The 21,862-nt window shown below is 59.4% G+C and carries 19 protein-coding genes and 1 pseudogene; 8 read left to right on the forward strand and 12 right to left on the reverse strand.

Annotation, left to right across the window (positions count from 1 at the left end):
• Window positions 1-67: 67 nt before the first annotated feature.
• Window positions 68-2,963: pseudogene (locus FHX09_RS13240) on the reverse strand (Tn3 family transposase).
• A 95-nt stretch (window positions 2,964-3,058) separates the two neighbouring features.
• Here FHX09_RS13240 and FHX09_RS13245 point away from each other — a divergent pair.
• Window positions 3,059-3,685, forward strand: coding sequence for a recombinase family protein (locus tag FHX09_RS13245; protein WP_184450144.1), 627 nt, complete (start codon window positions 3,059-3,061; stop codon window positions 3,683-3,685).
• Window positions 3,686-4,096: 411 nt separating this feature from the next.
• Entirely contained in the window at window positions 4,097-4,489 is a 393-nt protein-coding gene (locus FHX09_RS13250) for a response regulator (protein ID WP_132594577.1), read from the forward strand.
• A gap of 291 nt (window positions 4,490-4,780) precedes the next feature.
• On the opposite strand, the gene FHX09_RS13255 is transcribed toward FHX09_RS13250, so the two are convergent.
• The 5 genes from FHX09_RS13255 to groES form a co-directional block, all read right to left on the reverse strand.
• A complete protein-coding gene (locus tag FHX09_RS13255; protein ID WP_132594581.1) occupies window positions 4,781-5,053 on the reverse strand; it encodes a DUF982 domain-containing protein in 273 nt (90 codons plus the stop codon).
• 13 nt (window positions 5,054-5,066) lie between these two features.
• Complete coding sequence (locus FHX09_RS13260) at window positions 5,067-5,393, reverse strand: DUF982 domain-containing protein (protein ID WP_132594583.1); 327 nt, start codon at window positions 5,391-5,393, stop codon at window positions 5,067-5,069.
• Window positions 5,394-5,429: 36 nt separating this feature from the next.
• A complete protein-coding gene (locus tag FHX09_RS13265; RefSeq protein WP_184450146.1) occupies window positions 5,430-6,773 on the reverse strand; it encodes a DegQ family serine endoprotease in 1,344 nt (447 codons plus the stop codon).
• A gap of 197 nt (window positions 6,774-6,970) precedes the next feature.
• On the reverse strand, window positions 6,971-8,599 hold the full coding sequence (gene groL, locus FHX09_RS13270) for a chaperonin GroEL (protein ID WP_132594585.1): 1,629 nt from the start codon (window positions 8,597-8,599) through the stop codon (window positions 6,971-6,973).
• A 30-nt stretch (window positions 8,600-8,629) separates the two neighbouring features.
• Window positions 8,630-8,944: a co-chaperone GroES gene (gene groES / locus FHX09_RS13275; RefSeq protein ID WP_132594587.1), complete on the reverse strand. Its 315-nt coding sequence runs from the start codon at window positions 8,942-8,944 to the stop codon at window positions 8,630-8,632.
• A gap of 360 nt (window positions 8,945-9,304) precedes the next feature.
• Here groES and FHX09_RS13280 point away from each other — a divergent pair, with 360 nt between their 5' ends.
• Both FHX09_RS13280 and FHX09_RS13285 read left to right on the forward strand, forming a co-directional pair.
• On the forward strand, window positions 9,305-9,766 hold the full coding sequence (locus tag FHX09_RS13280) for an Hsp20 family protein (protein ID WP_132594589.1): 462 nt from the start codon (window positions 9,305-9,307) through the stop codon (window positions 9,764-9,766).
• Between the two features lie 94 nt (window positions 9,767-9,860).
• The gene (locus FHX09_RS13285) at window positions 9,861-10,367 is read left to right on the forward strand and encodes an Hsp20/alpha crystallin family protein (RefSeq protein ID WP_132594591.1); all 507 of its coding nucleotides are present in this window, start codon (window positions 9,861-9,863) and stop codon (window positions 10,365-10,367) included.
• Window positions 10,368-10,653: 286 nt separating this feature from the next.
• Here the strand turns inward: FHX09_RS13285 and FHX09_RS13290 are convergent, their stop codons facing one another.
• The 3 genes from FHX09_RS13290 to FHX09_RS29855 all read right to left on the reverse strand — a co-directional run bounded on the left by FHX09_RS13290 (window position 10,654) and on the right by FHX09_RS29855 (window position 11,830).
• Window positions 10,654-10,956 (reverse strand): DUF982 domain-containing protein, encoded by a 303-nt coding sequence (locus tag FHX09_RS13290; protein WP_165933204.1) that lies wholly within the window; start codon window positions 10,954-10,956, stop codon window positions 10,654-10,656.
• Window positions 10,957-11,225: 269 nt separating this feature from the next.
• Window positions 11,226-11,639 (reverse strand): hypothetical protein, encoded by a 414-nt coding sequence (locus FHX09_RS13295; RefSeq protein WP_246699435.1) that lies wholly within the window; start codon window positions 11,637-11,639, stop codon window positions 11,226-11,228.
• The gene (locus FHX09_RS29855) at window positions 11,633-11,830 is read right to left on the reverse strand and encodes a hypothetical protein (RefSeq protein WP_245505575.1); all 198 of its coding nucleotides are present in this window, start codon (window positions 11,828-11,830) and stop codon (window positions 11,633-11,635) included. The genes FHX09_RS13295 and FHX09_RS29855 overlap by 7 nt, the downstream gene beginning before the upstream one ends.
• 158 nt (window positions 11,831-11,988) lie before the next feature.
• Here FHX09_RS29855 and FHX09_RS13300 point away from each other — a divergent pair, with 158 nt between their 5' ends.
• From FHX09_RS13300 to FHX09_RS13315, 4 genes are all read left to right on the forward strand, one after another.
• Window positions 11,989-12,585: a DUF6088 family protein gene (locus FHX09_RS13300; RefSeq protein WP_132594595.1), complete on the forward strand. Its 597-nt coding sequence runs from the start codon at window positions 11,989-11,991 to the stop codon at window positions 12,583-12,585.
• Between the two features lie 180 nt (window positions 12,586-12,765).
• Window positions 12,766-13,557: an NAD(P)H-binding protein gene (locus tag FHX09_RS13305; protein WP_348649167.1), complete on the forward strand. Its 792-nt coding sequence runs from the start codon at window positions 12,766-12,768 to the stop codon at window positions 13,555-13,557.
• On the forward strand, window positions 13,554-14,486 hold the full coding sequence (locus tag FHX09_RS13310; RefSeq protein WP_184450148.1) for an NAD(P)-dependent alcohol dehydrogenase: 933 nt from the start codon (window positions 13,554-13,556) through the stop codon (window positions 14,484-14,486). The genes FHX09_RS13305 and FHX09_RS13310 overlap by 4 nt, the downstream gene beginning before the upstream one ends.
• A gap of 62 nt (window positions 14,487-14,548) precedes the next feature.
• On the forward strand, window positions 14,549-15,256 hold the full coding sequence (locus FHX09_RS13315; protein WP_132594599.1) for a YafY family protein: 708 nt from the start codon (window positions 14,549-14,551) through the stop codon (window positions 15,254-15,256).
• A 100-nt stretch (window positions 15,257-15,356) separates the two neighbouring features.
• On the opposite strand, the gene FHX09_RS13320 is transcribed toward FHX09_RS13315, so the two are convergent.
• The 3 genes from FHX09_RS13320 to FHX09_RS13330 form a co-directional block, all read right to left on the reverse strand.
• A complete protein-coding gene (locus tag FHX09_RS13320) occupies window positions 15,357-17,114 on the reverse strand; it encodes a phospholipase D-like domain-containing protein (RefSeq protein ID WP_184450150.1) in 1,758 nt (585 codons plus the stop codon).
• Window positions 17,115-17,431: 317 nt separating this feature from the next.
• The gene (locus tag FHX09_RS13325) at window positions 17,432-20,680 is read right to left on the reverse strand and encodes a cellobiose phosphorylase (RefSeq protein WP_184450152.1); all 3,249 of its coding nucleotides are present in this window, start codon (window positions 20,678-20,680) and stop codon (window positions 17,432-17,434) included.
• Window positions 20,681-21,446: 766 nt separating this feature from the next.
• Entirely contained in the window at window positions 21,447-21,860 is a 414-nt protein-coding gene (locus FHX09_RS13330) for a VOC family protein (protein ID WP_184450154.1), read from the reverse strand.
• Window positions 21,861-21,862 lie beyond the last annotated feature (2 nt).

The following is a 21,862-nucleotide window of genomic DNA, read 5'->3' on the forward strand; positions in this document are numbered from 1 at the left end:
CGTCGAGCGCCTTGATCCAGGCCGCGCGCTTTTCGGGGTCGATTCCGGTTGGGGGCGGAATGACACCCTAAGCGTTCGCGTCTGTGGGCCACAAATATTCGCCGGTCAGCAGGATGTGCGCCCAGCCGAGGGGAGAGATGTGGGCTAGAAGCTCGGGCGGCACATCAAGGCCGTCGTTTCGGCGTTCCGCGACAGCATGTCCAAGATGCACCGTATTCCAGTAGATGATGATCGCCGTGAGCAGGTTCAGCCCGGCGATCCTGTAATGTTGCCCCTCGGTGGTGCGATCACGTATTTCGCCTTGGCGACCGATGCGCAGGGCATTCTTCAGCGCATGGTGAGCCTCACCTTTATTGAGGCCAATCTGGGCGCGCCGTTGCATATCGGTGTCGAGAATCCACTCTATTATGAAGAGAGTGCGCTCGACGCGGCCGACCTCGCGGAGGGCGGCCGCCAGATCGTTCTGCCGGGGATAGGATGCGAGTTTTCGGAGCAACTGGCTCGGTTTGATTTTACCGGAGGCCATCGTGGCCGCACAACGGAAGAGATCCGGCCAGTTTGCAACGATCAGTTCTTCGCGGATTTTGCCGCCGACCAGCTTGCGCAAGTCCTTGGGCGTCGCCGCGGGATTGAACACGTAAAGCCGTTTTGAGGGCAAGTCGCGAATGCGCAGCACGAGCCGATAGCCGAGCATGGCGCTGATCCCGAACAGATGATCGGTAAACCCGGCCGTATCGGCATATTGCTCGCCGACTTGCCGGCCGGCTTCATTCATCAGCAGGCCATCGAGGATGTACGGCGCTTCACTGACGGTTGCGGGAATAGTCTGTGAGGCAAAAGGTGCGAACTGGTCATTGACGTGGGTGTAAGCTTTAAGCCCAGGTTCATTGCCGTATTTGGCATTGATCATGTTCATCGCCTCGCCCTGTCGTGCCGAAGGAAAGAACTGGCCATCGCTCGACGCCGTCGTTCCCATGCCCCAGAACCGGGACATCGGAAGCTTGCCCTGCGCCGCCACGACCATTGCCAGCGCTTGGTCCATGGCCTCGCTTTCGACGTGCCAGCGGGCCAGGCGCGAGAGCTGCCAGTAATCATGCGTATTCGAGGCCTCCGCCATTTTTCGAAGGCCGAGGTTCAGCCCTTCGGCAAGCAGAACGTTCAACAGGCCGATCCGGTCGCCGCATGGCGCTCCGGTCCTGAGATGGGCAAAGGCATCGATGAAGCCGACCGCGGCGTCGACTTCCAGCAAGATATCGGTGATGCGCGCGGGCGGCATTCGACGATAGAGATCGAGAACCAGTTCCTCTGCATTTTCGGGAACGTCGGCAGTCAACCGGTCGATCCGCAACGTTCCATCTTCGATGCTGCCATGGGGGATGGTCCCATCGCGAGCCGCACGCGCCAGCCGCTTCAAGCCGTCCGCGAGGCGGGCTTTGCGATCGGCCAGCCAAGCTTGAGGATCGAGCGGAACAGCCAGCTTGGCATTTGCTTGCGCCGATGTCATCGGTACAAGGACCTGCTTCAGATCACCGTAGCGACGAGAATGATCCAGCCATATGTCGCCGGATCGGAAAGCGTCCCGGAGATGAAACAGAACCGCGACCTCCCACAAACGATTATCGCCTTGGTCTTGCGCTCGGAGATGGCGATGCCATTTCGAATTGGGCCGTAGGAAAGAAATACTTGCTGATGATAGCGCATGCGCTTTGCCGATGGCATTTGCGGCTGCGATCAGTGACTCGGCTACCGGTGCAGCCTTCAGCTTCAGGCATCGCAACATCCGCGGCGCATATCGGCGGAAGCGATGATACCCTTGGCCGACGTGAGCCAGCGGCTCGTCCGCCAGTGTGTTTGTGAGCTGCGTCCCTGCCGCGACCAATTGTTCAAGTTGGTGCCATTCGGCTGTTTGGGCGAGGATCGTTTCCAGCGGGATGCTATCGTTGCGGGCTTCGAGCAAAGAGGCTCTCAATGCCGTGAATGCGCGAAGAGTATTAGTGACGGCTTCTTTTGAGCCGGCAATCCGCTCGTCATGCAGCCGTTTCGCTTCGCGCCAGGTTTTCCCTACGATGCGGTCGTGGGTCTCGATTATGGCGTCGGCGATCGCCGCTTCCCATTCCACGGCGCAGACGGCGAGGATCGCCCAACGACGATCAGAGCCGATGTCACGCAGACCATCGGTGAAGTAGCGCTCACCCTGCCGACGCAGACGCGCTATACGGTGCGCAGGAACACCGGCGAGCACTTGTGGATCGATTTCCAGGCCGTGCAGGAAGTCCAGCCGATCGAGCAGTCGGTTTGCAGCCGAGGAATTGCTGCCAACGTCGAACTGGCGAAGCCAGATGAAGCGGCTGACGTTTCCGGCCGACATCTCAGTCAGCAGCCCATCCAATCGCTCGCGCACGTCAGCATCAAGCTTCTCGGCTATCCGGGTCTCGATCTGTCGTTCGGCGGCAACGAGAGCGTCGGCACACAGGCGCTCGATTGTTGACACCGCCGGCAAGATCGTCAGCGTGTTTCTGCATTGCGCGACAAAACGCCGGGCAAGATCCTCGTTCGACCGGGCATCCGCGGCCTGATCGAAAAGCCAGTCTCGCAGATCTCGCGCACCACGGCCCGCGAACGCCTTGTAGCCGTAAATCTTACGCAACGCGTCCATATGCTGCTGGCGGGTCTGACGCCGGGTAGCATAGGTAAGAAGCGCGTCAGCCGGAATGCCGAGCTGAGCTCCGATAAAGGATAGGACTTCATGCGGGATCATCTCGCCCGGCGCGAGCGAGCGGCCTGGATAACGAAGGGCACATAGTTGGAGCGAACCCGAGCCGGTTCTCTGGTCTGCGCCGCTCCCGGATATGCTCAAGATCGTCATCGGCCAATGTGTAATGCCTGAGCAGCGACAGTTCATCGGTTGGCATATCGAAGAGTGCCGAGCGCTGTCGCTCGGTGAGAATATGTCGCCTTGGCATGCCGGAATTGTCCCTATTGAAGTATAGTCTGTTTTGGACAACAATCGCCCCATGCAAATCAAGGCCTTCCGGCACCAAAATCGACGAGGGTTCAATTGGGACAGCGCGCCGCCGTCTACTGCCGCGTTTCGACCGCCGACCAGTCCTGTGAACGGCAGGAACGTGACCTGACGGCTTTTGCCAGCCGCGCCGGCTACGATGTCGTTGGAATTTTCAAGGAGACAGGCCCCGGCGCGAAGCTTGATCGTGCTGAGCGCAAGAAAGTCATGGCTCTAGCCCAAGCCAGGCAGATCGACGCGATCCTGGTGACCGAATTGTCGCGCTGGTGGCGCTCAACGATCGACCTTCTCAACACGCTGCGCGAATTGGAAAGCTGGAAGGTCTCTGTCATTTCCATGAACGGTATGACCTTCGATCTAGCCTCGCCGCATGGTCGAATGCTGGCAACTTTCCTCTCGGGTATCGCCGAATTCGAACGCGACCTCATCAGCGAACGCGTCAAATCCGGTCTCGCCGCCGCAAGAGCGCGGGGAAAGCACCTAGGCCGCCAACTGGGTCAGCGTCCTAAATCAGATCGGCTCGCCCCGAGAGTGTTAGCTCTAATTGCCGAAGGCCGGAGCTACCGCTGGATCGCTCGGGACCTTGGCATTAGCAAGAATACCGTCGCTGACGTTGTGCAGCGATTTCGAGCAATGGAACCGCCGCGGCGTCCCGCGGAATAACCCGAGGATGACCGCTGCCCAGTTTTTTGTTCTCTTCCTAGTGTCGTGACCCACACCATTTATGCGCGCTGTAAATGGGCTATGGCGGCCGCCTTGTAAGATTGTGGAGGTCTTGGAACGAGTTCGGAAGGCTGTTCGTTATCCGGGTTGGTGCTGGGTTGCTGCTGGCAGGTAGACTTTCGACGCGGACTGCTTGTTACCGACCATCACTCCGCCTACGATAAGGTAGGCGATGATGGCGATCGACGCTGCGAAGATTATTCCTACGGCCGTTTTCCCCCTCCCTTGGAAAGCCCTGCCAGTGCATCGTCTCTTCACACCCGAGGCGCCTTGTCGCAAGCATCTGTACCTAAAAGGAACCTTTTGCCTCCACCGGCGTTCGTCCGTGTCGGACATGCCCCGGGCCTTACAATGGAAACCAGCGTCATACTGCTAGCCGAGGATGAGACGCTGTTACTGCTTGACTTCAAACAGGCGCTCATTGAGGCAGGATTCGGTGTTCTCGCTGTTTCGAGTGGCGGGGAGGCAATAGCGCTCCTGAATGCCGAAGGTTCATCCATCCAGGGCCTTATCACTGATATTCAGTTCCGCGAGCCGCCGGATGGTTGGGATGTCGCACGTAACGCCAGGGAGTGCGACTCCGAGATGCCCGTTGTCTACGTCAGTGGAGACAGTGCCCATGATTGGGCATCAAAAGGTGTCCCGAACAGCATCATGATCGAGAAGCCCTTTGCCATGGCACAACTGACGACCGCAATTTCTCAACTCCTTAATGACCGGTTACCCGGAAGCACCGCTTCCTAGAACGGCAGGAGCGCGATCTTGCCTTAGGCCGCCTTCACCATTTCGCGCAGAGCATCTTCACCTCTCACGCCGGTCTGAAAGAGCTCTATGAGAGCTCGTGCAAGTATGTCCGCTTCGTCGCTGTCGCTTGAGATGTGTCTAGTTTCCAATTCTCCATCCAGTATGCGCTGGAGCACATCGAGGTCATCGGGTGAGAGCGGAAGGGAATGGAAGTCTCTGCTGGGGACATAATGCTACCTCCCTTGGTTGGGCGAAAATAACGCGCTGCGCGACGGCAATCCGGCTTCGTTCTCATGTTGTCTGGCGGGGAATCCACGCCATGTGCTCTACCAGCCCGGCGCGGCGTGCCGCCTTCACGAATGCGCGCCTTGCTTCGTGCGGTTGTCTCCAGCCGTCCAGCGCGTCGCGGCAGACCCGCCAAGCTGCGCGATAGGTGCGCCCTCTCGCTCCTTCGGGCCACTGGTCGCGAAGGCACTCCAGCGCTTCCCAGGAATTGGCGACAACTCGCACCTCGGCGGAGGTCAGCCGCAATCTCACCGGAACGGGAAATCGAATATCGCTCATCGCCGGCTCGGTCCTACGGATCACATTGAGGTGCCGGCTCCGGCGGGCGAAGCGTCGTCAGGCGCACGACTCTGCTAGCGGCGGCGATCGCCTCGGCGTCAGGTGCGAGGAGATTGGCCCGTCGAGCGAAGGCGACAAGCGTTCCGCGAGCGGTCTCGACATCAATCTCGCCCGCAAGTGCTGCTCTGCAGGCATTGAGCGCGATGGCGTGCGTTGGGTCGCGCTTCGATGGCGGCCACTCATTCAGCCAGGCATAGGCCTCTTTCGCACCTTGGATCTCAGCGGGAAATCCGAGACCCACAAGGATTGTGACTGGATGTCGAAAGCAACCGCGTTCCATCGTTTTCCTCCATTCACGTGTCTTCGAAGTTGCACCCTACCGGATCACCAGGAAGAGTTTCGACCCGGCGCGAAACAGATCGAGCGCTATCGTGCCGCTCACATTCTCTAAGGCCGCCGCGAGTTCCGCCACGCTCGCGACAGGCTGATGATTGACGACAACGATCACGTCGCCCGCGCGCAAACCCGATCGGGCCGCTGCGCTTCCGTCTTCAATGTTGGAAACAACCACGTTGCCGGCCGCATCCTGGAACTCAGCGCCCTCGAGGCGGGCGGATGTGGCGCCGGCCTTGGCAATTGACTCGTCCGGCTCGATGCGCATTGTCACCGTCTTGCGAACCCGATCGCGCAGATATTCCATTTCGACCTGAGATCCGACCTGAGCCAGGCCGACCCGATTGCGGAGATCTGCCGCGCCCGTGATTTTGCGATTGTTGACGGCGAGGATGACATCGCCAGCCTGAAGGCCCGCCTGTTCCGCCGGCGAATTCTGCTCGACGCTGCCGACGACGGCGCCGTAACTTTCCTCAATCCTCAGCGCTTCGGCGAGGTCGGGCGTCAGGTCCTGGACGGAGATGCCGATCCGGCCGCGCCGCACTTCGCCATGCTCTATCAGTTGCTCCATCACGGCCGACGCCATCACGATCGGAACCGCAAAGCCGATGCCGACATTGCCGCCGGTGGGCGCGATGATCGCGGTGTTGACGCCGACCAGCCGGCCATCGGCAGTCACCAGGGCGCCTCCCGAGTTGCCGGGATTGATCGAGGCATCCGTCTGGATGAAGTCCTCATAGCCCTCGACATTGATGCCGCCACGACCAAGGGCGCTGACGATGCCGGAGGTTACCGTCTGTCCAAGCCCGAACGGATTGCCGATCGCGACAACGGAGTCCCCGACACGGAGGGCATCGGAATCGCCAAAGGGCAGCGCCGTCAGCTTGTCCGCGGCGATCTTCAGCAACGCTATATCGGTTGCCTTGTCGCTGCCCACCAGCTCGGCTGTGAAGCGGCGGCGGTCCTTCAGGGTGACCGCGATTTCGCCGGCGTCCGCGACCACGTGATGATTGGTGAGAATATAGCCTTTGTCGGCGTCAACAATGACGCCGGAACCGGCGCTCAGGCGCTGCTGCGGCTGCTCAGGCACGTTGAAATAGCGACGGAAAAAGGGATCGTTGTAGAGAGGATTGCTTTCGGCCGGAGCACGCGACCTCACTGCAATGTTGACAACCGCCGGCGTGAGCTCCTCCAGGACATCAGCAAGCAATCGCTGAGTGCTCGCCGAAAAGGCGGACTGCGGCTGCGCCGCCGGTAGCGGCGCAGGAACCAGGATGAGGACGAGTGCGGCGAATACGCCAGCCAAATTCGACGAACGCGTGGTCATTTCTGGCCCCGAATACTTAAGATCCTCCTTCGGTGCGGGCAGGCCCTCCGATCCAGCCTCATCCAAGCCGCGATCTTCGCGGCTTGTAACCTGCACCAGCTCCGGACATCCAAACGTCGCACCCATCCCGGCGCAACGCATGCTTGGTTCATTGGATCCATCGTCCGCGCCCCGTCGGGGCGGACTTGTCGCTTCAGTCAGAAGTCCATGCCTCCTCCCGGCATCGGCGGGAGCGGTACATCCTTCTTCGGCTTCTCGGCGACCATTGCCTCGGTGGTAATCAGCAGGCCGGCGATCGAGGCAGCGTCCTGCAGCGCGGTGCGAACGACCTTGACCGGGTCAATCACGCCCTGATCGTAAAGGTCACCCAATTCGTTGGTCTGGGCGTTCCAGCCATAGCCAAATTCGGTCTTCTCGCGCAGCTTGCCGACGATGATCGAGCCTTCGGCACCCGCATTCTCGGCTATCTGGCGAACCGGCGCTTCGATGGCACGGCGGACGATCTCGATGCCGTGTCTCTGGTCGGGATTCTCGGTCTCAACGCTATCCAGTGCCTTGACGGCTCGCAGCAAGGCGACGCCACCGCCGGGCAGCACGCCCTCCTCGACGGCCGCCCGTGTGGCGTGCATCGCATCGTCGACGCGGTCCTTGCGTTCCTTCACCTCGACCTCGGTCGAGCCGCCGACGCGGATCACCGCAACGCCGCCGGCGAGCTTGGCCAGCCGCTCCTGCAGCTTCTCGCGATCATAGTCGGAGGTCGTTTCCTCGATCTGCGCCTTGATCTGGGCGACGCGGCCCTGAATCTCGCTCTTCGAGCCTGCGCCGTCGACGATCGTCGTGTTTTCCTTCTCGACGACGACCTTCTTCGCACGGCCAAGCATCTCGAGGGTGACGTTCTCAAGTTTGATGCCGAGATCCTCGGAGATTGCCGTTCCGCCGGTCAGGATGGCGATGTCTTCGAGCATGGCCTTGCGGCGATCGCCGAAGCCCGGCGCCTTGACAGCGGCGATCTTCAGGCCGCCGCGCAGCTTGTTGACGACGAGGGTCGCCAGCGCCTCGCCCTCAACGTCTTCGGCGATGATCAGCAACGGCTTGCTGGATTGAACGACCGCCTCGAGCACCGGAAGCAGCGCCTGCAGGTTCGAGAGCTTCTTCTCGTGGATCAGGATGTATGGTTCCTCGAGCTCGACGCGCATCTTGTCCGGATTGGTGATGAAATACGGCGAGAGATAACCGCGGTCGAACTGCATGCCTTCAACGACCTCGAGCTCCGTTACGGCGGTCTTGGCTTCCTCGACGGTAATCACCCCTTCATTGCCGACCTTTTCCATCGCCTCTGCAAGGAAACGGCCAATCTCCGCGTCGCCGTTGGCCGAGATCGTACCGACCTGGGCGATCTCGTCGTTCCTGGTCACTTTACGGGCGTTCCCGCGCAGTTCCTCGACCACGGCTTCGACTGCCTTGTCGATGCCACGCTTGAGGTCCATCGGGTTCATGCCGGAGGTGACGGCTTTCGCTCCCTCTTTGACGATCGCCTGGGCAAGAACCGTTGCCGTGGTGGTACCGTCGCCGGCGATGTCACTGGTTTTCGACGCCACTTCGCGCACCATCTGGGCGCCCATGTTCTCGAACTTGTCCTCGAGCTCAATCTCCTTGGCGACGGTTACACCGTCCTTGGTGATGCGGGGCGCGCCGTACGACTTGTCGATAACGACGTTGCGTCCCTTGGGGCCCAACGTGACCTTGACGGCATTGGCGAGAATGTCGACGCCACGCAGCATCTTCTCGCGGGCTTCGGTGTGGAATCTCACTTCCTTGGCAGCCATTTTTCTACTCCTTCAATCGATCCGGTTCGCTCAGGCGACCTTCTTCGCCGAGGCTTCGCTCTCGATCACGCCCATGACGTCGGATTCCTTCATGATCAGGAGGTCCTCACCATTGAGCTTGATCTCTGTGCCGGACCATTTGCCGAACAGGATGCGGTCGCCCACTTTGACGTCGAGTTCGACCAGCTTGCCGCTGTCGTCGCGTGCGCCCGGACCAACGGCGATGACCTCACCTTCCTGCGGCTTTTCCTTTGCCGTGTCTGGGATGATGATGCCGCCGGCCGTCTTTTCCTCGGCTTCAATGCGGCGGACCAGGATTCGGTCGTGCAATGGACGGAACGCCATGTCGTTCTCCTCATGGACTAACAGGGTTTTAGAGGTTCCTCCGCGCCGCATCTTAAAGAATTCGACGCGGGACGTGCGATCCTTTCGGCATCGCGCGCCAATCGATCTGGTTTCTGATTTTTCGAGTTTCAAGAGGGGACGAAAATTTTTTAGCACTCGCATCTAGAGAGTGCTAATGCCGTAAATTCATAGGATATTTTACGCCGACCCGGGCCCGCCAGGCTTGGCACCCCTCTTGACGCAAGACAATGGCATTCCCAACTTATTATTGTCGATGCCCAAATGGGGTCGGCACGGTCAGGGAGCGCCGAGCTTCTTGGCGTTCCCTCGTATCTATGTTGCTCTACGGAGGATGTAGCTATGAGAACAAACCTCGACTTTACCCCCTTCTACAGGTCAAGCATCGGCTTCGACCGCATGTTCGACCTGCTCGAAAACGCCAGCCTCAACGCTGACAACTGGCCGCCTTACAACATCGTCAAACTTGGCGAAGACGCGTACCGCATCGTTATCGCGGTGGCAGGTTTTGCCGAGCACGAACTGACGATCACCCACGAGGCGAACATGCTTGTGGTCAACGGCGCGAAGTCGGAGGATGAGGAGGTACAGTATCTGCACCAGGGCCTCGCTGTGAGGCCGTTTGCGCGCAGATTTGAACTCGCCGATCATGTCATCGTCGAGGGCGCCAAGCTCGAAAACGGGCTACTTGTCATCAAACTCAAGAAGGAAGTCCCTGAGGAGATGAAGCCGCGTCGGATCGCCATCCAGGCCGAGCCGACGAAGCCCGCTTCGAAGCAGATCGAAGGCGACAAGGCAGCCTAATGTGACGCGCACTGCTCGATCCTCGGTTGTTGCCGAACAGCCGAGGAAGCAGTTGACAAAAAGGAGAAAAAGAAACCGAAGAAAGGATGAAGCTATGAGTGTACGTGATCTGATCCCTTGGAGCCGTGGCAGCAGCCAGGTTCCGAGCGTGTATCGCGGTGATGACATGGATCCATTCCTGTCGCTGCACCGCAATGTCAACCGTCTGTTCGACGAAGTCTTCCGCGGTTTCGGCTCGCCATCGTTGTTCGGTGATACGCCCTTCAATGGCGCGTGGCCGCACGTGGAGATCGAGGAGAATGACAACGAGATCCGCATCACAGCGGAGGTTCCGGGCATCGATCCAGACGCCGTCGAGGTGCTGCTGGAAGACGGTGTGCTGACGCTTCGCGGCGAAAACAAAAGGGAGACCGAGGACAAGGATCGCCGCTTCAGCGAGCGCTACTACGGGCGCTTCGAACGGCGGCTGGCTCTTGGTCGTCAGGTCGATGAGAATAACGTTGCCGCAACGTTCAAGAACGGCCTGCTCACAGTGACGCTGCCGAAGACCGAAAAGGCGCGAGCCAACGTCAAGCGGATCACCATCGACAGCACCAAATAATACCGCTCGCCGCAAGCCAGCCGGGTGCGGACGCGCCCGGCTGGTAGAGCGGTACGAACCAAGTCTCGACGCTGAGCGGAAGTTCCCGGAGCAGGTCGGCAACCGGCCCCGGCGATTGGCATGCGTAAAGGCAGCCGAAGGCGAACTCTGGCGGGACCCAAATGCCCACACATGGCGCCTGGCCGCCCTAACGGAACCTGTTAAGCGCGACGACGAATTGCTCGGGCACGTCGCGGGGCGAATGCTCGAAAGGCTGGGGCACTAAGAGTGCCCCAGCCTTTCCTTTCTAGGCAAGCGAGCGTGGACCGCCAGCGCTGCTCTTCGTCCCGAGCGGTCCATCCGCAGCCGTCGACATGCCCGCATCGTGACAGGCGTCAATGAACGCGTCACGCGCGATGGCGACTGGCGTCATTCGGTTCAGAGCACGGCGGCACGTTTGAACCGCCCGATTGTATTTTCTGCCTCGATAGATATTCCAATCCCCTTCGAGGAAATCGAGCGCGTCGTTGACAGATGCGAAGACCTGGGGCACCCCGTCCTTCATGCGGACGGTGACAGGCGTCATCCAAACCAATTCCGGGTTGAGCATGATGTCCTCCTTTCGCATTCACACCGGATGAAAAAGAAGTGAAGAAAATATCGGTGCCGAAATCGCGAATTTCAAGACGTCCGAAAGGCCGCGCTGCGGGGGAGATCAACGATCTCTGCAACGAAGAACCGTGTCGGGGCGAACGGGCGAACCACCCTTATGCCCGTGAACGCGAGTCAATTTCGATCACTAAGGATGTTGGCCGCGCTCCCGCGCCGCCCTTATTCGCGGTTTACCACATTCTTGGCTGAAGCCGTTCCTGCTTTCCCTTAGGGTGTCATTTCGCCCCCTCCCGGAGCCGACCCCTTTTCGGGCGTCGCCTCGTCGGCGACCCAGACATGGATGCCGGAGGAGACGAGCACGCCACCGAACACCGGCTCCAGCGACGGCACCCAGAGATAACGGCGGTCGTGCCTATCCGGCACGTCGACGATCTCGATGCTGTTGCCTTCGAAATCGAGCGTGTTGGCGTCCGTGGGAATGACGACACCGGCAAGCGTCTGCGGGCCGTTGTCCTTCAACTGCGGACCCCAGACCGCGAGCTTGCCTTCAACATTGCCTCCGATCGCATCGACGGTCGCCGGCTTGGCGATGACCTTTGCATTGGGGAAAGCCTCGACGACCGGACGAAGGCCGAAGTAATAGTCCGGGTCGTTGCAACTCACATAAATAGTCGTCAGCACCTTGCCCGTCCGACGGATGGGAGTCGGCCAAGGCGCGGCCCATCCGAGAGCGTGAAGCCGCCGTCGATGAGGATTTCCGCCTTGTCGCCGGTCAGCAGCACCGGCGTGCGGCGGAAGCCGGCCTCATGCGCTTGGAAATAGGTCCATTCGAGCGTCCCGGCCCGCGGCATGGGCGAACGGGACGGAGGCAAGCGCACCTTCAGCTTTGAATTTCTTCGTCGAAATAGAATTGCTCGGCTCGGTGCTTGAGAATGCGCATTTTATATTTAAATAATAATGATGTTGAATCAGTCACTTGACATTGCCATATGTCCGAAACATGCATATTGATTCGGACAAGAGAACAATCATGGAAGAAGTGAAAAGCGTCATCAGCCAACGGCTTCGCCGGGCACCTGCAGGCCAGATCGTGACCCCGAAGGAATTCCTTTCCCTCGGGTCTCGGACTGCTGTCGACAAAACCTTTAGTCGGCTTGCGGCAGCAGGGAAGGTTATCCGCGTGACGCGAGGAATGTATGTAGCCACCCAGGAAAGCGAGTTCGGCACTTACCCACCGTCTGCGGAAAAAGTCGTCAGCTCGTACGGAAAGATCACTGGCGAGCGGATTGTTCCCAGCGGCGCGAGGGCGGCCAATAACCTAGGTCTGACGACACAAGTGCCTGTGGGAGAGCTTTTCCTAACAACCGGAAAGGCAAGGACTCTGATGCTCGGACGGCGAAAGGTCTTTCTGAAGCATGCCCCTTCCTGGCAGACGGCAATGCCGAACTCCAGGGCAGGTGAAGCGATCAGGGCGATTGCACATTTGGGTCCGCAGCACGCAGCGTCCTTCGCAAAGGCAGTACGCAGCAAGCTGACCGCCGGGGAGTGGAAGCAGGTTTCCAAGATGAAGCCGAGCGTTCCTGCGTGGATGGTTAAGGCAATCAACGAGGCGGAACTTGCCAACTAATTTTCTTGAACTCGACTGGGATGCCCAGGAGCGGGCGCTTAGTTTCGCCTCGAATCGAGAATGCCGCACTGCGCCATCCGCTCCGATGGATGTTTTCGCGCCCAGGTCATGAAACCGAGATCATCGAGGCGCTGTCCGCGATCCGGACCGACAAAACCCTGACGGCCCGCTGCCAGCATCGTGGCAGCTGTTCGCAATCCCCAAAAGGCAGCCGACCTGGCTGCCAAGGGAGTTCAGATCCGTGAGGCTGATTTCGACCGGCCGGACACCCTGGCGCCTGCGTTCGCCGGCGCCGACAAGCTCCTACTTATTCCCTCGACCGTGGTCGGCGAGCGTTTCCCCCACATGGAACGCGCGGTCAACGCGGCCGTCGAGGCAAAGGTGGGGCGCATTGCCTATGCCGGCTTTATCAATGGCGACACCAGCACTCTGCGGTTGGGCGAGGAACACAAACAGACCGAGGCGGTTATCATGGCATCCGGTTTGCCTTACGTCTTCCTGCGTAACGGTGCCTATATCGAGGTCTATGCCGGTGATCTCGGCAACATTGGTTATGCGCTCTCCACGGGGCTGCTGACAGGGGCGGCAGGCGACGGTGGTCTTGTCTCCGGCGCGAGCCGCGACGACCTCGCGGAAGCGGCTGCAGTGGTACTCACCAGCGATGTTCCCGGCAACGCCGTCTATGAACTCGGTGGCACGCCCTTCACCATGGGGGACATCGCGCAAACGATCTCGGACCTCACAGGCAAGCCGCTCGTCTATCATGACATGCCAGTCGACGCATACGGTCAGGCGCTTGCAGGCGCGGGCTTGCCAGCCTTCCTCGCAGATATCGTCGCCGATACCAGCTTCGCCACCCAGCGCGGCGATTGGTATTCGGAAAGCATTGATCTGTCTCGCCTCTTGGGGCGTCCGAGTACCCCGCTCGCCGATGTCGTCGAAGCGACGCTGAAGAGGAACGGACTGCTGTGAAACGGATTCAGTATCATCAATACGGCGGTCCGGAGCTTATGAAGCTTGAGGATTTCCAGCTACGGACTCCCGGCAAGGGTGAGGTTGCGGCGAAAGTCAGTTTTGCCGCCATCAATCCGATCGACTGGAAGGTTCGCAAGGGCTATCTGAAAATGGTCACGGGCAAGACCTTTCCCCGGGCCATGGGCAGCGATTTCTCAGGCACTGTGATTTCGGTCGGACCCGGCGTAACCCGCTTCAAGCCGGGGGATGCCGTCTTCGGCATGGCACAGATCAAGGACGGCGGAGCACTTGGCGAGGCAGTGATCGCGCCAGAAACCTTCCTCGCGAAAAGGCCGGATTCGGTTTCTCTTGAGGACGCGGCCTGTCTCGCCACACCGGGCGTTACGGCATGGAACGGCTTGTTCGACAAGGCAGGCCTGAAGGGTGGGAAGTCAGTGTTCATCAACGGCTGCACGGGTGCCGTGGGTGAAGCGGCGATCCAGCTCGCGCGACGGCTCGGTGCGACGGTATCGGGAAGCTGCAGCGCGCAGGCTATGGAAAGGGCGCGCACGATCGGGGTGCAAAAAGCGTTCGACTATCGCACCACCGATCTGGCGACGATCAGTGACCGTTTCGATGTGGTCTATGACACGGCTGGCACAATGAAAGTGGCCACAGGTCTCCAGCTGTTGCGCAAGGGCGGCGTCTTTTTGGACATCGACCCAACGCCGGGCAAGTTCATTCGCGCCATCGTCAATCGCAGGTTCAAGCCGATCATCTGCACCGCTCGGGCTGACATTCTCGGCGGTCTCGCGAGCGCGGCGGCCGAAGGGAAGCTACGATTGCCGATCGCCGAGATCATTCCGCTGACCGACGCAATCACCATGCTCACCAAGCTGGAGAGAGGTCATAAACTCGGCGGAAAGGTTCTGGTCCGAATGGATTAGGCACGAGATGCCGCAACAGGGTTGCTGCCTTGTTCCGGCTTTGCCTGTGCTAGGATATTGCCATGTCCCAGAGCCAACGTCTGTTCGACCTCTTGCAGATCCTGCGCCGGCACCGGCAACCGGTCTCGGGTAGCTACCTCGCGGAGGAAACTGGCGTATCGCTGCGGACGATCTACCGGGACATCGCGCTCCTCCAGTCGATGGGCGCGGAAATAGAGGGTGAACCAGGTTTCGGCTACGTGCTGAGACCGGGTTTCATGCTGCCGCCGTTGATGTTTTCGGAAGCAGAACTGAAGGCGATTACACTCGGAATTCAGTGGGTCAGCCGGCAAACTGACGACGAGCTCTCACTGGCGGCACATGACGCGCTCTCGAAAATCGACGCGGTGCTGCCGTCAGAGCTACGCCACAAGCTGAACGACAATGATTTCCATGTCGGTCGTGGTGCACTTCCAACACCTGCCATCGATCTTAAGGTGCTTCGTCAGGCTATGCAGCAGCAAATGAAGCTTCGGATCATTTATCGGGATGCCAGGGAGGCTGATAGCGACCGTGTGATCTGGCCGATCGCCGTTGCCTTCTTTGACTCGCGCCGCATTATCGCTGGTTGGTGCGAGTTGAGGCAGGATTTTCGGATGTTCCGCGCCGATCGGATTCAGCATGCGACGCTCCTGGCGGAGCGCTATCCAGGAAAGCGGCGCGATCTCGTCAGACAATGGCGGCTGCTTGTCGCCGAAGAAGCGCAGGAACATTCTCAGACCAATGGTTAGCGCAAATCAGGTGGCGATCGCGAACTCTTCCGTTTGATAGAATTGCTCGTTTTTAACCGACGATAGTCGAGTGTTAGACCCGACGGCCGTCGCACCGGCATCAGTCGGCACGTGCAAAGAGCTGGCGGTCGCGAGCGCGCACGGGATCGGTCCAGTCGCGTTCGAACCAGGCGGCTTCGCCCGTGTGCGGTGGCAATTGCAGCTCGAGCGGATGCCCCGTTTCTTCCCCATCTTCGGATGCGACGCGGAATCGGTAGTGGTCGTACATCCTGAGTGCTTCGATCATGTAGCTGGTCGCCACCGTGCGATCGCGGACGAGCACCAGATTTTCGCCGTTCTCGAGGTCGGCTGGCTCCGAGAAATTATAGGAGCCGAGGTAGACCCGGGCGGTCGGCTTGTCGAAGTCGAGAACGACGAATTTGTGGTGCATCCTCGTTCCGCGCTGATTTCCATGGACGCCGGCAAGTCCGGATGGTTCCGTCAGGAACGGCGGCGGAACGTTGCCCGTCAGTGCTGCCGCGCGCACGACACGGCGGCGATTGTCGGGACTGAACACGGTCAGTCCCAGGTTATCGGCTGCAACCCGCCCGTCTGCGATGCCCATGACATGCACATCCGGCTTTCGCAACGCCCGCCCCAAGGCCGGGCCAATCGGCCCCCTGGTGGTCTGGCCGAGGAAGGCGAGCGAGAAGAACACGCTCGACCCCGCGGCGTCGATATCGGCGCCGATCTCATTTAGCAGGCCGTTGGCTTCGCTGTGCGGAGAAAAGGCGACCTTCGCGTCGATGCCGTCCAGCCCCAGGTCATGCCAGCCGCGGGAACTGGCCGAGGCGATGAAATCCGCCGCACCGTCCGCCGTGAAGTAATTCTCGAAGGCGGCAAAATAGTCGTCGACCGCGCTTGCACTTTGAACAACGAGGCTATTGTTCGACTGAACATAAAAGCCCCGCCAACTGTGGTTCGTCGAACCGTAGACGACGGTATCGACACCGCCTCCGCGGACAGCGATCGACTTGTGATGCTGCAGGTTTGCCATGTTCTGGCGCTTCACGTTTTCCGCGCCGGCCGAGGCGATCAGCCGTTCGGCCGCATGGGTCTCGGGGGAGTCTGGTCGTCCGTGTCCCCTGGTTCGGGCGCTGTCATCGATAATGACCTTGAGATTTGGCCCAAGCGCTTCCAGCCGTTCGACCACTTCCGGCAGATTGAGGTCATAAGCAATGACGCGGACCTGCGCGCCTGCATCGCGTGCGCGTTCGAGTAGCGAAAGCGTTTCGCCGCGCGCTTCGAACCCCATCCAGGCGAGTGCGCGGTCGGCATCGGCATGAGTAGGCACGAAGTCCAATCCCTCATCCCCATCAGGCGGCACTAGCGTGATCAAGGGTCCGCCGGCTGAAAAGTTGCGTACGAATGCCTGCGATGAGACAAAACCCCGGGTGAAGGCGACGTTGAGCTTGCCGGGAATGGTTTCGCGCATCAGCGCGAGTTCCGCTTCCTGCGCCTCGCCAGACGTGAGCGCACCGTCGGCACCCATGAACATCGGCATCACTCGATAGACGAAGGCGCCTGGCAGATCTGCGTTGAAGGGAAAATGCACCCAGCGGAATTTTTGGATCGGCGCGTCAGTGGTGCGAATACCGTCACCGGGAACGTCCTGGCCAGGGAAGCCGATGCGATTGCGCACGTTCTTGAAGAAATCGGTTCCAGGCTCTCGATACTGGATCGCAAAACCAACGAAGTTGGTCGAGGGGCGGCCATCCTTCCAGTCCATTCCCAGAAGCAGCATGCCGTCGCCGCGATGGATGGTGAGAGAAAATGGTGCCGCCGCGTTCTTGCCAGTGACCCGATAGTTCGTATCCATCCGCGCCTCCCCAGTTGACCGGCGGAAATCTATCACGGTTGTGCGACAGTATGGAGATGCCCGATAAAGTTTAAGTCCAAAAATAGCTGCCCGCGAGATGCTCCAACTTAGACGGCAGGGGGTGGGAGAAATCGGAATGGCAGTCGGCTACAGTACACCGTGGCAACTCAGTCGCGAATTCCGCCGGGTTCTTGTTCCGTCTTTTTTCCCCGCTTTGCCGCACGATCGCATCCTGGTTGTTCACGACGTTCGACGGACAACGACGGAGCTACCTCCGTCACTCATTAGTTGAAGCTAAATTCGGGCTCTCTGACCGCTTATTGGCGTACGCTGGTGAGCCTTACCGATCCCGGCAGCAACGGCTTGTGAATCCGCTGGCCAAACTCTCGCCTGACCCCCAGAGCCTTCTCGACCAAGATTTTCGTGAAGATGCCCGCACCGCTGGAGTATATCCGCCATCCTCCGTCAACTTGTATCCGACCGGACCGCAATCCCTCCCAGTCGGAAGTAGCTTGGTAGCGGTCGCTGAAACCGGGATCACTGCTGCTGAAGTAGGTGTTTCGCTGGCGCAGCGAGGCCTGCGCCAGCCGGTCGGCAAGCGATATAGGATTGGCGAGTGCAAGCCCATTCCACAGGCCCTCGGCGTCGCCATGCAACGCCAGCGCTTCGCAATAACGAAGATGCGAGTGCATATACATCAGGCCGATCTCGCGGCCGAAGAATGCAGATGATTCAGCGCGGCGAAATAGCCGTTCGGTGCCCCCCGAATAGAGCACGGGCTTTTCCATAAGACGCACGCCATCCGGAAACAGGAGGTTCTCCTCAATGATTGCGAAATGCTGTTCGCTCTGCTCGGGCGTAAATAACCCACCGAGGATCGATTGCGTCATTGCAATTAACGAGTACTTGAGACCGGTACGCCGATCATCTGGATGGAGCAGCAGCTCGACGTCTCGGCCAGGGTCGAATATGCCGTAGCCAGCGACGACGTCATCACGGATCAGCAAAGCATTGAAATCCCGGCGCGTGGCAGCGATTGTTATACGAAGTTCAGCCGATTCCGCTGTGCGTCCGGCGCGGTCAAGAATGACGGCATATCGGGTCATTTGTTCGTACAACAGTGCGACGGTCCAACTGCTCACCATCCAGTCTCGGAGATGCGGATCGGCGGGCTGAAGGGAATCGTTCCAGTCCCCGTCGCCGTAGCGGATCAAACTTGTGCCGGGGATGAAACGTTCTTGAACCGTTTGGAGCAGCTTTTGGACATGACCGGAGATTGTCGCCGTTTCCTGCGTTTGCTCCAAGGTGTCGTCGATCCGCCATGGGACATCAATGTCAAGGACCGCAATGTCGCCCGTTGCCTCGACGTAGTCGCAAAGTGCCTTCAAGGGCCAGATGACGATGTCGCCGTGACTTTCCCCGGCGCGAATGTTCGAATAGGGTTCGAGCATGAACCACTGTGGCCAGTCGCCTCGGTCCCGAAACTGCTCGCCAAATAGAATCCTCAGAATCTCTCGAACCTCGTTGTCATGTTCGAAGGAGAGCAGAAGCTCCACCGGGCCTTGGCAGACGTCGCGCGTTCCCCAAGCGGCACCGGTAAATTGCTCAAGCCCATGTGGAACGCTCAAATGGATGATTGCGTCATGGGCGAGCCAGGGAAGGAATGTTGCGTGTGCGACAAGGTCGGGGCCCTCTCCCTGAATCGAAAGATCGCGCGTCACATGATCCCAGAATTGCGTGGCGGGAACAAGCATATCCACGAGGTCGATACCGGCTTCGTAGCGCTCCGCGAGCTCTTCGCCTTGGCCCGCGTCAACCATCGAGCCGGTGACGGCGAAGCGGAATCTGTGTGTCTCACCGACCTTGAGGACCACGAACGGCCCGCCACGCGCGACGCGATCGGTATACAGGAGTTCGTCCCCTCCGATAGCTTCGACGACGTCAGGCATTGACGTGACCAGATGATAGGCAGCGTCCGGATATTTCTGTCCCCAGAGGCCAGTGGCGTCCGGGCGGAAGGTTACGCGCCTGCGTGCGACGTTGACATCGATGTGTGCGCCGCTTTCATATTCCCGTTCGCCTAACGTGAGGTGTCCGACGATGAGGAAACGGCAGGGGGCACCGTCACTCGTCATTTCCCACTGCATCGCCGGTTCTATGCCGGAGGCGGCTGCAGTGATGGTGACGGTGCGCCCTGAAAGTTTGTAGAGCCACCGGCAGTCACTAAGTCCCATTTGGAAAACCGAAGGAACACCAAGAAGCTGCCAGCCGTGGCCTTGGTCGACGAGGATCCGCAAGCCACTCGCGACTGACAAATTATAGGGGTCGCGCGATACCGAGAAGAGTTTGTGGAACGACGTGTTCCCGATCGTCAGTTGCGCGGCAAAGATACCTTGCATCCAGCAGGTTGCGGCAAGAGTATTATCATCCAGCAGCATGTTTTGGCCGCTCCGCACGATCGCGCCGTGGCGCCTAACGGACACGTGCTCCTTGTCCCGTAGGACGATATGGCGGTTGCGCAATCCGTCCGGCACGAAAAAGGAAAGAAGCTTTCCATCTTTGCGCTCCTCCAAGTGCCGCACAGGGTAGAGCGCGGCCACGGCCTCGTCGTCGAGCGCTAGAGGCGTCGCTTCGCTTGCGTCCTGAAGCAGACTGCGCGAGATACCCGCTGCCGACCTGTCCCTTCGCACGGGAACGGCCATCATATGCTCCATTCTGTCGAGCCTTGAGAGATCTCCTTCGCTCGAAGGCTCGGGGTGATCGGGTACGAACAGACCGAAAAATGTCGATGTTGAGATTGCGCCCGGTGAAATGGAAAACGGTGTGGATTGGATACTCGGGCATGCCAGTTCATGCTGTCGACGGAAACTGGGGAGATTGTCTCCGAAATCGGGAACTATCGCGCTGTGGCAATCACGCCTCGGAAACGCCAACTGCACCGCGTCTGTCGCGTAGGCGGCAGCTCCCGTGACACAACCATGGGCGAGCCATGGATTGCGATCGCCGGGTTGTTTAAGGTTCTGGCGGTTCATCACCACCGGCCCAAACGTAGGGTGATTGGCAATCGTGTGGTCGATGTATTGGGAGGCATAGGCTTCGCTTCCCATCAGGAAACCGAAATCTCCGATGCCGACATCCTGCATGAGGATGAGGTCCGCCTCCAGAGGATCACGCGAGAGGTTTTCCAACGTCACCCGCCAGAACCACGTCGTCTCGGTCGGGTGCAACTCAAGTTGAACTGAATGTCGAATATCCCCCGATTCCCCTTCCCAGAAGAAGTCAGTCGCACCTTGGCTGAATGTAACCCTAGCTCGCGGTCCGACCATTTCAAAGACACCGGCTCGCGAACCACCGATCCTGAGATAAAGCCTCCCAATGCCGCCATAGACCGGAGATCCCAAGACCTGATTGATCATGATTGCGCCCATCGCATCGCTGTATTCGATCGCAAACAACGTCCCGTTCGGCAGGAGCGAGATGGAGAGGCCAGTTCCATTGGATAGGCTCGCAAGACAAAGTCCATCACGACGTGGGATCTGGAAGCTACGGTGCGTTTCAGAAGGCATGAATAGCAACCTCCTATTTTTGTTCGTCTTGGAAACGAGCACGCCCATGCCGATCATCAAACGCTCCTGAAGCGTTGTTCATCGTTATTGAAGCCGAATGCTCCGCTGGTGCGTGATGATGAGAGCATCATAATCGCATGCTCATCAATCTCCGGCAAGGAGCACGAGGACGAAGCTGGTGCCCGATCAAGACCGGAAAGTTCACGAGGGTAATCCGCGACACTAGTTGCTTGCACTCTCCACCGTCCGGAATGGCTGTCGCCATTATAGGGACCGACTGGTCTGCCAAGCACGAAAGAGCCAAGGAGCCCTTGCCAATTTTCAAAGCGTGCCGGAGGTTCCGCGCGTGCCCTGCTGTCGTGACGCAATACCGGTGAGGGGCTCAGGTGCGCCGTGAGCCATCGCAAGCAGCTTGCGCAGCCCGTTTATGCAGCAGCATCGGCGGCACGTTGCTGGAACTTGGAGGTTCCGACATCTCACCCGGATGTTATCGGCAAATCATGGGTGACGGCTTCTATATTCGCGTTCGGGCGTTCTTAATGACGCGCGTGCCTTAGATCGACATCGGGGGAAACCCGTCTACTGCAGGCGTCCTTCAATTTTGTTTTCGCCTCTTCGAGCGCGGCGTCGCCATACAGGGCCACGAAGCTCTGTTCATAGTATCCATTCGCCGCCAATTTCTGATGGATTTCCCTCGGCAGGGCATGAGGCGATAGTGGGCCTTTCGGTTCGAGATTTGGAATGCAATCGTCAAATGGGACGATGCTTAGCGTGCGAATATACCGTCGAAATCACGGAAACCTTTGACTTCGATCGGATTGCCGCTGGGGTCGAAGAAGAACATGGTGCGCTGCTCGCCTGGCTCGCCGGCAAAGCGAACGACTGGCGGGATATCAAAATTGATCTGAGCGGCCTGAAGGCGGTCGGCCAGTGCAAACCAGTCATCGAGCGGCAGCACGACGCCGAGATGTGGCATCATCACCATATGGTCGCCGACCTTGCCGGTCCGGGTGACGGCGAACGGTATGCCGAGATGCAAGGAAATCTGATGCCCGAAAAAATCGAAATCCACCCAAGTCTCCGTGCTGCGGCCTTCCCGGCAGCCAAGGACATCACCATAGAAGCGCCTCGACGCGTCCAGATCGGTCACGTGATAGGCAAGATGAAAGGCAGAACGCATAG

The organism is Rhizobium sp. BK538 (assembly GCF_014197575.1).
Classification (GTDB): Bacteria; Pseudomonadota; Alphaproteobacteria; order Rhizobiales; family Rhizobiaceae; genus Rhizobium.